The sequence below is a fragment of the Bradyrhizobium sp. LHD-71 genome, assembly GCF_031157255.1.
Lineage (GTDB): Bacteria > Pseudomonadota > Alphaproteobacteria > Rhizobiales > Xanthobacteraceae > P52-10.
Map to the genome: position 1 here is coordinate 156,526 of NZ_JAVIFX010000006.1, position 11,506 is coordinate 168,031.

13 protein-coding genes and 1 riboswitch are annotated in these 11,506 nt (G+C 62.8%); of the genes, 4 read left to right on the forward strand and 9 right to left on the reverse strand.

Annotation, left to right across the window (positions count from 1 at the left end; genetic code table 11):
* Positions 1-5: 5 nt before the first annotated feature.
* Positions 6-1,043, forward strand: a complete 1,038-nt coding sequence (locus RCO31_RS08675) for a glutamine synthetase beta-grasp domain-containing protein (protein ID WP_308967906.1) — start codon at positions 6-8, stop codon at positions 1,041-1,043.
* Positions 1,044-1,389: 346 nt separating this feature from the next.
* Entirely contained in the window at positions 1,390-2,106 is a 717-nt protein-coding gene (locus RCO31_RS08680) for a hypothetical protein (RefSeq protein ID WP_308967907.1), read from the forward strand.
* Between the two features lie 120 nt (positions 2,107-2,226).
* Here RCO31_RS08680 and RCO31_RS08685 read toward each other — a convergent pair whose 3' ends face one another.
* The 3 genes from RCO31_RS08685 to RCO31_RS08695 form a co-directional block, all read right to left on the reverse strand.
* Entirely contained in the window at positions 2,227-2,577 is a 351-nt protein-coding gene (locus RCO31_RS08685; protein WP_308967908.1) for a nuclear transport factor 2 family protein, read from the reverse strand.
* 169 nt (positions 2,578-2,746) lie between these two features.
* A complete protein-coding gene (locus tag RCO31_RS08690) occupies positions 2,747-3,025 on the reverse strand; it encodes a hypothetical protein (protein ID WP_308967909.1) in 279 nt (92 codons plus the stop codon).
* 151 nt (positions 3,026-3,176) lie between these two features.
* Positions 3,177-3,425 (reverse strand): hypothetical protein, encoded by a 249-nt coding sequence (locus tag RCO31_RS08695; protein ID WP_308967910.1) that lies wholly within the window; start codon positions 3,423-3,425, stop codon positions 3,177-3,179.
* A 218-nt stretch (positions 3,426-3,643) separates the two neighbouring features.
* Here RCO31_RS08695 and RCO31_RS08700 point away from each other — a divergent pair, with 218 nt between their 5' ends.
* Positions 3,644-4,480 carry a DNA-binding transcriptional regulator gene (locus RCO31_RS08700; RefSeq protein WP_308967911.1) on the forward strand — a complete coding sequence of 279 codons (837 nt, stop codon included), beginning with the start codon at positions 3,644-3,646 and terminating at the stop codon, positions 4,478-4,480.
* A 149-nt stretch (positions 4,481-4,629) separates the two neighbouring features.
* Complete coding sequence (locus RCO31_RS08705; protein ID WP_308967912.1) at positions 4,630-5,604, forward strand: tripartite tricarboxylate transporter substrate binding protein; 975 nt, start codon at positions 4,630-4,632, stop codon at positions 5,602-5,604.
* Positions 5,605-5,768: 164 nt separating this feature from the next.
* Here RCO31_RS08705 and thiC read toward each other — a convergent pair whose 3' ends face one another.
* The 6 genes from thiC to RCO31_RS08735 form a co-directional block, all read right to left on the reverse strand.
* On the reverse strand, positions 5,769-7,670 hold the full coding sequence (thiC, locus tag RCO31_RS08710; RefSeq protein ID WP_308967913.1) for a phosphomethylpyrimidine synthase ThiC: 1,902 nt from the start codon (positions 7,668-7,670) through the stop codon (positions 5,769-5,771).
* Between the two features lie 157 nt (positions 7,671-7,827).
* Positions 7,828-8,436, reverse strand: a complete 609-nt coding sequence (locus tag RCO31_RS08715) for a thiamine phosphate synthase (protein WP_308967914.1) — start codon at positions 8,434-8,436, stop codon at positions 7,828-7,830.
* Positions 8,423-9,205 (reverse strand): thiazole synthase, encoded by a 783-nt coding sequence (locus RCO31_RS08720; RefSeq protein WP_308967915.1) that lies wholly within the window; start codon positions 9,203-9,205, stop codon positions 8,423-8,425. The genes RCO31_RS08715 and RCO31_RS08720 overlap by 14 nt, the downstream gene beginning before the upstream one ends.
* Positions 9,206-9,210: 5 nt before the next feature.
* On the reverse strand, positions 9,211-9,408 hold the full coding sequence (gene thiS / locus RCO31_RS08725; protein WP_308967916.1) for a sulfur carrier protein ThiS: 198 nt from the start codon (positions 9,406-9,408) through the stop codon (positions 9,211-9,213).
* The gene (locus RCO31_RS08730) at positions 9,399-10,412 is read right to left on the reverse strand and encodes an FAD-dependent oxidoreductase (protein WP_308967917.1); all 1,014 of its coding nucleotides are present in this window, start codon (positions 10,410-10,412) and stop codon (positions 9,399-9,401) included. Before RCO31_RS08730 ends, thiS begins: the two co-directional genes overlap by 10 nt.
* Positions 10,401-10,541, reverse strand: a riboswitch (TPP riboswitch). Its footprint overlaps the gene before it by 12 nt.
* Before the next feature lie 156 nt (positions 10,542-10,697).
* Positions 10,698-11,234 carry a transglycosylase SLT domain-containing protein gene (locus RCO31_RS08735; RefSeq protein WP_308967918.1) on the reverse strand — a complete coding sequence of 179 codons (537 nt, stop codon included), beginning with the start codon at positions 11,232-11,234 and terminating at the stop codon, positions 10,698-10,700.
* Between the last annotated feature and the right edge of the window lie 272 nt (positions 11,235-11,506).

Below are 11,506 nucleotides of genomic sequence, written 5' to 3' on the forward strand. Positions count from 1 at the left end.
CGATAATGACCAAGTACAAGCTCGAGTACATCTGGCTCGACGGGTACACGCCGACACCCAACCTTCGCGGCAAGACGCAGATCAAGGAATTCGAGAGCTTCCCGACCCTCGAGCAGCTTCCGCTGTGGGGGTTCGACGGCTCGTCGACCATGCAGGCGGAAGGTCGCAGCTCGGATTGCGTGTTGAAGCCGGTCGCGGTCTATCCGGACCCGGCGCGCACCAACGGCGCTCTGGTCATGTGCGAGGTGATGATGCCGGACGGCGTCACGCCGCACGCGTCCAACAGCCGCGGGACCATTCTCGACGATCCTGACACCTGGTTCGGTTTCGAGCAGGAATATTTCTTTTACAAGAACGGCCGGCCGCTCGGCTTTCCGGAAAGCGGATATCCTGCGCCGCAGGGGCCGTATTACACGGGCGTCGGCTTCCGTAACGTCGGCGACGTCGCCCGCGAGATCGTCGAGGAGCATCTCGACCAGTGTCTTGCGGCTGGCATCAACCACGAAGGCATCAACGCAGAAGTCGCGAAGGGCCAGTGGGAATTCCAGATCTTCGGCAAGGGCTCCAGGAAGGCCGCCGACGAGATCTGGATGGCGCGCTACCTGCTGCTCCGTCTCACCGAGAAATACGGCATCGACATCGAGTTTCATTGCAAGCCGCTCGGCGATACCGACTGGAACGGCTCCGGAATGCACGCGAACTTCTCGACCAAGTACATGCGCGAAGTCGGCGGCAAGGAGTATTTCGAGGCGCTGATGAAGGCGTTCGAGAAGAACCGTGCCGATCACATCGCGGTCTACGGTCCCGACAACCACATGCGGTTGACCGGCAAGCACGAGACCGCGTCGATCGATACGTTCAGCTACGGCGTGGCTGATCGCGGCGCGTCGATCCGCGTGCCGCACAGCTTCATCAACAACGGCTACAAGGGTTATCTCGAAGACCGCCGACCGAACTCGCAAGGCGACCCATACCAGATTGCCTCGCAGATCCTGAAGACAATCTCGGAAGTCCCGACGGCCGCGAAGAAGGCGGCGGCATAAGCCTTTCGACATCCCACACGTTAAAGCGGCCCGGACCTCATCGTCCGGGCCGCTTTTTTTGGGTTCCGGCCTGGCCGAAAGGTCCTCTGGCGCTTCGCGAACCCGAGTAGCGAGCGCGCAAGCGTCGTGAACGGACAACGCGGCCCTCGCCAATGTGAGAGATGTCACGGATCGCGTGCTCAAGCTTCTGCAGAGTCCGCCGGTACTGGTGCAACCGTACGGCACGGATTTGACAGCCATGAGCTATCGCACTTCCCGCGCAAAACACCTGAAGTCGCGATGGGGCAGGCGTTGTGACGTTGCCGCCGGTTGAGAGCCATTTCCTTCTTCAACCGAGAGACTCTTCATGACAACGATGACCGCACCTCCGATCGGTATCAACCGCGATCGTTGGTTCTACGTCGGCATGACCGTTGCGATGACCATGACGGTGTTCGCGGGGTTCGCCCCGAGCTTCTATCTCCGCAAGGCCGGCTTCAACGGCCCTCCGCTCACGCCATTTATTCTCGTCCACGCCGCAATGATGACTGCCTGGATGCTCGGCTGCGTGCTGCAAGCCTCATTGATCGCTGCGCGATCGATCAGCGCGCATCGCGCGTTCGGCTGGCTGTTTGCCTTGGTCGCGGTCGCAATCGTCGTGACGGGGCCGCAGCTCGGCATTGCCACGATCAAGCGCGGCGCCGTACCTCCCGGGCTGACGGCCGAACAATTCCTGGTGTTGCCGATGGCGGGCGTGATCATGTTCGCCGGCTTCGTCGGCCTCGGCATCTGGCAGCGAAACAACGCACAGGCGCACAAGCGATTGATGTTGCTGTCGACCATCGCCATTCTTGATGCGGCGACCGCGCGGATGCCAGGCATGTTCGATGCGGGCCCGTTGGCCTTTTTTGCCGCGGCCGATGCCTTCATCGTGGCCGGCATTCTCTATGATCTCGCGGCGCGCGCCCGCGTGCATCCGGTGTGGATCTGGGGCGGCCTCGCAATCATCGTTTCGCAGGCGCTGCGGCTGTTGCTATCGTCAACGGAAGCCTGGGCGAACTTTGTGCGATACCTGGTGGGTTAGGAAGCGCGTACGAAGAGCTTCAGCGGCGAAGCAATCCAGAGCGGCGTATGCAAACTGGATTGCTTCGCCACGGCCGGGCGAAACGATGCGTTTTTCAAACGACCAAGGTCGTAAGAACCATCAATACAGGAATCGTTCTTCCACGATCTTGCCGTCGCGCACGGTGTAGAGGCCGACCTCATCCATCTTGGTCCGCTGGCCGGTCGCCTTTGGCGTGACGTCGATCGAGAAGAACAGCGCGAACTGGTCGTCGTTCACATACGGGCCTGATGCCTCAAAGCTGTGGACGTCGTGGTTGGCCGTCCACCATTCGCCCTTGGCGTGGACGGCGGGCCGGCCGCGGGCCTCCTTCATGGGACCCTCCATCGCCTCGATGCTGACGACGTCATCGGACCAGAATTTCTCAGCTTCCTCGAACTTGCCGGCCTTGAGCGCGGCAGTGAATTCCTTGGCGATGTCTGCGGTGTTCATGGCGCTACTCCCTGCACTGACGATTGAGAACATAAAGGGAACATAAAACCTGCAAGAGGTCAAGCAAGGGACCATCTAGCCGGCGGAGACGTCACCTTTATGTAGCGGCCAGCTGTCAAAAGGCGTCAGCAGCAGGAAGACGCTTTCGAACTTCTGCGAACTGGCAGCGTCAGTCGTCGTCATCGCGCTCGATCCGGAAGCGGCGCGGCCGGTCATTGCGATAGTTCGGCGTGTAGCGATCGATAATGGTCGAGCCGCGGATCACGCGCCGGCGGCGTCCGTCATCGGAGTCCACACTCCAGTTGTGGGTGTGCCGATAGGACGAGCCATGCGAACCGGAATCCGATGAGGTGTTCGAACTCGAGTTTGACGATGTGTTGCCGGCGAACGCCGCCGGAACGACTGAGGTGCTGACGCCTATCGCGATCGCTGCAACAATCGTCTTCATTGGAAGCCTCGCGTGTTGATGAGCCGGCCATCAACGCGGGTGTTCGGACGATCGTTCCTTTGCTTCGCCGCGGCAAAGGATGTCGAGATGTCGCAGTGAATATCGTCCGGACAAAACGAACGATGTCCGGGTGGCGCGCTCTCTGCCCGCGTCAGAAATTGCAGGTGCCGGTGCGCATCATGCCTTCTTTGACGCTGAGCGCGTCGAAGAACGTCGGCAGCGAGGCTACGATCCGCGTGTAGTTGGACGGGAACGGACGGGTCGGAATGTTGTCGTCCCAGATCTGGCAGAATCCGGTGCCTTCCCAGCGGATCAGCGAGTAGTTGGCTTGCGCAGGACTGGCCGCGGCGACCGCGGTCACCACGAGACCGGCAACAGCAAGAATCGAAACACGACGCATCGATCGTCTCCCTTGAACAATCGCTGTGGGGCGCCTCCAAAGGAACGGCGGCCTGGATCTAGAACGCAGATGCCGACGAGAAGTTGCCGCCGGGGCGGTCCGGCGGCGGGTAACCCGCGCTGGTCATGCGCGCCCCGCCGCGTTAACCTGCCCGTGCACTCCATCAAGTGCGATGGAAGACCATCTGAAAATCGAAGCAGCGCTCTTGGCGGGGCCCCATGGGATCATCTCCAATTCGTGCAGTCACCCGCGCGATCGATCTCCTCCAGGCCTTGAACAGGCGGCCGATTTCCACCATCGACGAACTGCATGGACAGACCGGGATACCGAAGCCTTCCATCGTGCGGCTGTTGCGCACCTTTGTAGCGAAGGGGCTGGTGTGTCACGCGCCGAAGCACGGCGCATACTACCTGACGTCGCAAGTGCAGTCGCTGTCGGTCGGGTATCACAGCGTGCCCAAGATCGTCGAAGCGGCCGCGCCACTGCTCGATGCGATGACCAGTCAGGTGAAATGGCCGATGGCTGTTTCCGTCCCGGACGGCAACGCCGTCGTGATCCGTTACAGCACGGTGCCGCGCTCGCCGCTGGCGCTGCTGCATTCATCGATCAATATGCGGCTCAGCTTCGTCACGCGGGCGCTCGGGCGCGCGTTCCTGGCATTTTGCGAGGACGATGAGCGGGAAATCATTCTGAAGGCCGTCAATATCTCTTCCGAGCCGGAGGATGCGTTTGCGCAAAATCCCGTTGCCGTCCGCCGGATTCTGGCGGAGACCCGCGCGCAGGGTTACGCGACGCGCGATCCGCGGGTTCGCCCGGTCTCGAACACGATAGCCGTTCCGGTCTTCGAGGACACGCGGGTGGTCGCGACCGTTGGCCTGACGTTCATTTCATCCGCGCTGACGTTGGAAGGAGCGGTGGGCAACCACCTTGGTCAGGTGAAGCAGATCGGTCTCGAGATCTCGAAGCGGCTGACCCGCCCGAAGCCCACATCCGAAGCCGATCGAGGGTGGTCGAACGGCGCCCGCATTGCGCGATCTGGTCCTCTCTCGACCTGACGCGCGGGGCCCTTTCCTCGGACGACCAAATTTCATTTGGCGAAATTTCAGAAACGAAATGTGGCTGGCGGCCGGCGGCCGGCTCAAGCTCGGCCGCCACAAGGCGCCGGCGCCTGCCTGCGCCAAAGAAATATCCGGAGGAAGCCCCGATGTTCTGCATCAAGCATGCATTGATCGTCGTTGCGCTGGTCATGGTGGGCGCCACACCGGCCCAATCGAAGGACTGGCCCTCGCGCCCGGTGACCATCATCGTACCGTTTGTCGCCGGCGGCAGCACGGACATCGTGGCCAGACTGATGGCGGAGCGATTTCGGGCCGAATTCAACAGCGCATTCGTCATTGAGAATCGGCCGGGAGCGACTGGAAACATCGGCGCCGTCGCTGCAGCGAAAGCCGCGCCGGATGGTCACACGCTGCTGTTCTCCACCTCAGGCCCGGTCGCCACGAACGTGCTGCTGTTCAAGACCCTTCAGGCGAATCCTCTGACCGATCTGGCGCCGATCGCCTTGATCGCGGAGGTCCCGCTGTTCGTCGTCGTCAATGCCAAGCTTCCGATTCATAACCTCAAGGAGCTGCTCGACTACGACAAAGCCAATCCGGGCAAGCTGAATTTTGGTCACGCAGGAACGGGTAGCATGGGCCACATGGCGAGTGAGCTGTTCGCCGAAACGGCGGGACGCAAGTTCACGAGCATTGTTTATCAAGGGTCGCCGGCCGTGACGCGAGACCTCGTGGCCGGCGTCATCGATGTCGCATTCGACCTTGTTCCGAGCTACATGCCGTTCATTCAAGCGGGCACGGTGCGCGCTATCGCGGTGGCAACCTCGCAGAGGATGCCCGAGCTTGCTGACGTGCCGACCGTGATGGAGCAGGGGTTCAAGAACTTCGAAGCGTCGTCGTTCGTCGCGCTGCTCGGTCCGGCCAACATGCCGCAAGAAATCGTGCAGAAGCTCAACGCGGTCGCAAACGCGTGGCTGCAGGAAGACGCTTCCAAGAAAGCGCTTCAGGCGCAAACCCTGCACGCCATCGGCGGCACGCCGGAAAAGCTGAAAGAGCGTATGCGCGCCGAAATCAGAAAATGGGAGCCGGTGGTGAAGTCAGCCGGGATCTCGCTCGGCAATTGAGTATGCGGTCTTCGTCATTGCGAGGAGCAAAGCGACGAAGCAATCCAGTGTGAGCTTGACGCAAATGCTGCGTCTTGGTTGCGCGCTTCGCGCGGCTGGATTGCTTCGCCATAGGCGAGCGAAGCGACGCCGTTCTTCGAACGGCTATGGCCCGCAATGACAAATCACAGCACCCGATTGCTCTCCTTCACTTTTTCCGCATCGAGATACACGTTTCCGCCCATCTCCTTGAACTTGGCGCTCATCTGCGCCATGCCGTCTTCGATCTGGCCCTTGATCGTCACGCCGGCAACCGCGCGCTTCTCCGGGTCGTTCAGCGTTGCTGCGTAGTCGCGCACGTCCTGGGTGATCTTCATCGAGCAGAACTTTGGTCCGCACATCGAGCAGAAGTGCGCGACCTTGTGGGCTTCCTTCGGCAGCGTCTCGTCATGGAAGGCGAGCGCCGTATCGGGATCGAGCGACAGGTTGAACTGGTCGGCCCACCGGAACTCGAACCGCGCGCGCGACAAGGCGTCGTCGCGCAACTGCGACGCCGGATGGCCCTTCGCCAGATCGGCCGCGTGCGCGGCGATCTTGTAGGTGATCACGCCGACCTTCACGTCGTCGCGGTTCGGCAGACCGAGGTGCTCCTTCGGCGTCACGTAGCAGAGCATCGCGCAGCCGAACCAGCCGATCATCGCGGCACCAATGCCGCTGGTGATGTGGTCATAGCCCGGCGCGATGTCCGTTGTCAGCGGGCCAAGGGTGTAGAACGGCGCTTCGCCGCACTCCTTGAGCTGCTTGTCCATGTTGATCTTGATCTTGTGCATCGGCACGTGGCCGGGGCCCTCGATCATCACCTGGCAACCCTTCTTCCAGGCGATCTGCGTCAGTTCACCGAGCGTTTCGAGTTCGGCGAACTGAGCCCGGTCGTTGGCGTCGGCGATCGAGCCGGGCCGCAGGCCGTCGCCGAGCGAGAACGACACGTCATACTTCCGCATCAGGTCGCAGATTTCCTCGAAGTGGGTATAGAGAAAGCTCTCCTTGTGATGCGCGAGGCACCACTTCGCCATGATCGAGCCGCCGCGCGAGACGATGCCTGTGACGCGATTGGCCGTGAGGTGGATGTAGGGCAGGCGCACGCCGGCGTGGATGGTGAAGTAGTCGACACCCTGTTCGCACTGCTCGATCAGCGTGTCCTTGTAGAGCTCCCAGGTCAGCTTCACCGGATCGCCGTTGCACTTCTCCAGCGCCTGGTAGATCGGCACCGTTCCGATCGGCACCGGCGCGTTGCGCAGGATCCATTCGCGTGTGGTGTGGATGTTGCGCCCCGTGGAGAGGTCCATCACCGTGTCGGCGCCCCAGCGGATCGCCCACACCATCTTGTCGACTTCTTCCTCGACCGATGACGTCACTGCCGAGTTGCCGATGTTGGCGTTGATCTTCACCAGGAAGTTGCGGCCGATGATCATCGGCTCGAGCTCGGCATGGTTAATGTTGCTCGGGATGATGGCGCGGCCGCGCGCGATCTCGTCACGCACGAATTCCGGCGTGATGAAGGCCGGCACGCTGGCGCCGAAGCTTTCGCCATCGGCAAGCGCGGCCTCCGCACGCTCCAGCATCTTCTTGCGGCCGAGGTTCTCGCGCTCGGCGACGTAGATCATCTCCTTGGTAATGATGCCGGCGCGGGCGAACTCGAGCTGGGTGATCGGCGCATCGCCGATGCCGCGCAGCGGCTTGTGGTAGGCGCTGAAGGCTGCAGCGGCGTGCGCCGTGCCCACATTGCCATTGTCTTCAGCCTTGATGACGCGGCCCTCATATTCCTCGACGCCGCCGCGCTCGCGCACCCAGGCTTGCCGTGTGCGCGGCAGACCCTTGTTGACGTCGATCGCGACATCGTTGTCGGTGTAGGGACCCGACGTATCGTAGACCGGCAGGTTAGGCTCGCCCGCGCCTTCGCTCAGAATGACCTCGCGCAGCGGCACGCGCAGGTCGGGCGCAGCCTCCGGCGTAACGTAGATCTTGCGCGAGGCGGGCAGCGGCCCGGTGGTGATCTCAGGGCGGGTCGGCTTGGAGTGGATGTTCATGGCGCTCTCCTTGATTTTTTGTGTCTCGTCGAAGCTCGAGTCTCGCCGTCATTGCGAGAAGCGAAGCGACGAAGCAATCCAGCGCGGCATATGCCACAAGCTCAGACTGGATTGCTTCGCTACGCTCGCAATGACGAAGGGATGCTCATCATTCTCCTCACGCCGCATGCTTGAAGGCATGCAGCCACTGATTCACCCGGGCCTCCGGGTCCTTCGCCTGCGTCACATCGCTGACCACGGCGATGGAATCCGCCCCGGCCTCGAAGATTTCCTTTGCCTGTTCGAACTTGATGCCGCCGATCGCAACGAGCGGGATCGTCCCCACCTTGCGCTTCCATTCGGTGATGCGCGCAATCCCTTGCGGACCGAACCGCATGACCTTCAGCGTGGTCGGGAAGATGGGCCCCAGCGCAACATAGTCTGGCGCGTGCTTCAGCGCGTTTTCGAGCTCTTCCTCGTCGTGGGTCGACAGGCCGAGCGTCAGGTTGGCGCGGCGGATCGCTTTGACGTCCGCGTCTGCGAGGTCTTCCTGACCGAGATGCAGGTGCCTGGCGCCGACCTCGATTGCCGCCTGCCAGTAATCGTTGACGACGAGCTGCGTGCCGGTGCCAGCGGTGACGGCAAGCGCCTTGCGCATCAACGCCACCGCGTCGGCGTGATCGAGATCCTTCGCGCGCAGTTGCACGGTGCCGACGCCGAGCGCTGTCAGGCGCTTGACCCAGGCGACGTTGTCAACGACGGGATAGAAACGGTCAGGATGCTGCATGCCAGAACGGAGTCCCGATCACTGGAGTGGAGGGAGAGGCGAAATCGCGCGGCGTCATCAGTCCGGCCTCGAACGCAGCGCGTCCGGCGTCGACGGCAAGACGAAAGGCGTTCGCCATTGCCACCGGATCATCGGCCTTGGCCACGGCCGTGTTGAGCAGCACGGCGTCATAGCCGAGTTCAAGCGCTTCGGCCGCGTGGCTCGGCGCGCCGATGCCGGCATCGACCACCAGCGTGATGTCCGGCAGCCGCTGCCGCAGCAGCTTCAGCGCGTCGCGATTGACGATGCCGCGCGCGCTGCCGATGGGCGCCGCCCAAGGCATGATGACGCGACAGCCGGCATCGACGAGGCGCTGCGCGACGCCGAGATCTTCGGTGCAGTAGGGATAGACGTCGAAGCCGTCCTTGATCAAGATCTGCGCCGCCTCGACCAGACCGATCACGTCGGGCTGCAGCGTCTCCTGGTCGGCGATCACTTCCAGCTTGATGCGCGATGTTCCAAAGAGCTCGCGCGCAAGCTTTGCCGTCGTCACCGCCTCGCGCACGCTGTGGCAGCCCGCGGTGTTGGGCAGCACGGCGACGCCGAGTTCACGGATCAGCGACCAGAACGCATCGCCGGTCTTGCCGCCGGCGGTCTCGCGCCGTACCGAAACGGTGACGAGCTCGGCGGCCGACGCGCGGATCGCCTGTTGCATGACCGCCGGCGAGGGGTAGAGCGCCGTGCCGATCAAGAGCCGCGAGGAGAATTGCTCGTTGTAAAAAGCGACCATTGACGTCAGCCTCCCTGTCGCGGGGTGAGGATCTCGACCATGTCGCCTTCCGCAATCTCCGTTTCCGACCAGCGTGCGCGCGGCACGACGTCGTAGTTGATCGCGATGGCGAAGTGCGTGCCCTCGAACTCGAGCTCGCCAAGCAGTGTATCGACGCGCGTGGCTGCGACGTCCTTAGGCTCGCCATTGACCGTCACACGCATTGCATCACCTCGTTGTCGATCGCGTCGCGCGTCAGATAGGTCGCCGTCAGTTCGGCGAGCGCGGGCGCCAGCAGAAATCCATGCCGGTACAGTCCGTTGACGCTGATGCGGTCGCCGTCGATGCGGACACGCGGCAGGTTGTCAGGGAAGGCCGGGCGAAGGCCCGCGCCGATCTCGACGATGCGCGCCTCGGCGAAGGCGGGATGCACAGCGTAGGCGGCGCTCAGGAGCTCCAGCGCCGAGCGCACGCTGACGCCGTCATCGTCGGTTTCGATCGTGGTGGCCCCGATCATGAAATGATGATCGGCGCGGGGCACGATGTAGAGCGGCCAGCGCGGATGGATCAGGCGGACCGGGCGGTTGAGCTGAACGTCCTTCGTCTCGACCACGATCATCTCGCCCTTCACCGCACGAAGGTCCGCGACTTGATCGCGCGCAGCGATGCCACGGCAATCGATCGTCAGGCCACCCTTAGCGGATGCGGGCGCTTCGCCGTAGTGAATCGCCACACCATGGTCATTCAGCCGCGCGTGCAGATGCGGCAGGACCTTGCGCGGCTCGACATGGTGCTCATCGGCATAGAACAGCCCGCGGTCGAACTGGCCTGCAAGCGCAGGTTCGAGGATTGCGAGACGTTCGGCGTCGACGAGGTCGTGTCCGGCCGTGCGCCGTGCGAAGCGGTCGAAATCTGTGCGGTCGCGGCGATGCGCAACGACCAGCGTGCCACTGCGCGGTCCGCTTGCGAGTTCTTGGTCCCAGAGATCCAGCGATCGCAGGCCGAGGCGCGTGATTGCGGGCTCGGTCGCTTCGCCTTCGCAATAAGGCGCAAGCATGCCGCCCGCCCAGTGGCCGGTCGAGCTTTTCAGCGCTGGATCGTCGCGCTCGAACAGGGTGACGTCGAAGCCTGCGCGCGACAGCAGCAGCGCCTGCCAGGTTCCTGCAACACCCGCTCCGATGATGCTGATATGCGCCGGATAGCGCTTCGCCGATATGTCGTGCAACATTCCCGTCCCTTCGCCGGCATAACCCGGATCAGGTTCGAAGGGTCACCACGGTGATATCGCGATCTGAAGTCTCGATCGGCGAACCGATGTGGAATCTCAGCTCCTGCCGGAGCCCCCCTCGGAACGAGACTTATAATAGGCCTAAAGAGGCGGACGTCAACGGTCGGTCTTCGTGCGGCAATCGCCCGAAGTTCCAAGACCGACGAGTTTAAGCGACGCGTTAAGACAGTGTTTCCGCTGTGATGCCCGCGAAAAGCGGGCATCGGTCCGCAGCTCTAAGATCTGCTACTGCCGTCGGGCTCGGCCCCCATGCTGCGTGGCGTCGGTGGCGGTATCGGCTGAGACGAATCCAGGCGTGGCGAATGCTGAGGCCGCGGGCGTTTTCGCATAGGCGCTTGCCGCCTGCATGCGCTGTCGCTTCGCGGCGTAATAGTAACCGCTTGCATAATAGCCGACGGAGCGGCCGTGATGGCCGTTCGCGGCGCGATAGGCGCCGGCGAGATAGCGCACTCCGTATCTCAGATTGGTCTCGGGATCGAGCAGGCCCGCAGCCGTTCCTGTGTAACCCATGCCGCGCGCGGTCGCGAGCTTGATCTGCATCAGCCCGGTTGCTCCGCCGCGGCCGATCGCGTTGGCGCGATAGCGGCTCTCGCGCACGATCACGCGATGCACGAGTTCGGCGGGAACGCCGTTGGACGCCGCGTGGCTTGCGATCAGCGAGTCATACGGCCGCGCTTGCGACGCAGGGCTTTGTGCGAATGTGGGAGAAGCAGACGAGATGGATACGGTCGCAGCAACCGCTGCGATCAGGACGACCTTCATGAAGACCCCCGGCGTTGATCTTGTTGCCCTGATTGCCAGCCCCGCGATCAGGTTGCGCGCAACATGCAACGCGCTGCGCGCATGCTTCAACCGTCAACCGGTCATAGGCCTCAAAAGACCATTTCATCGCCGTAATGTACGGAATTTTGCGGTCGATTATGGCGAGCTCAGTCCGCGATTAAGGCGATGGCGCCACGATTCGACCGCGGCACTGCCGCGTTTGCCAGATGCTGCGGCGTACTGGATGCCCGCCGGAGCCTGTCCTCGGGCCG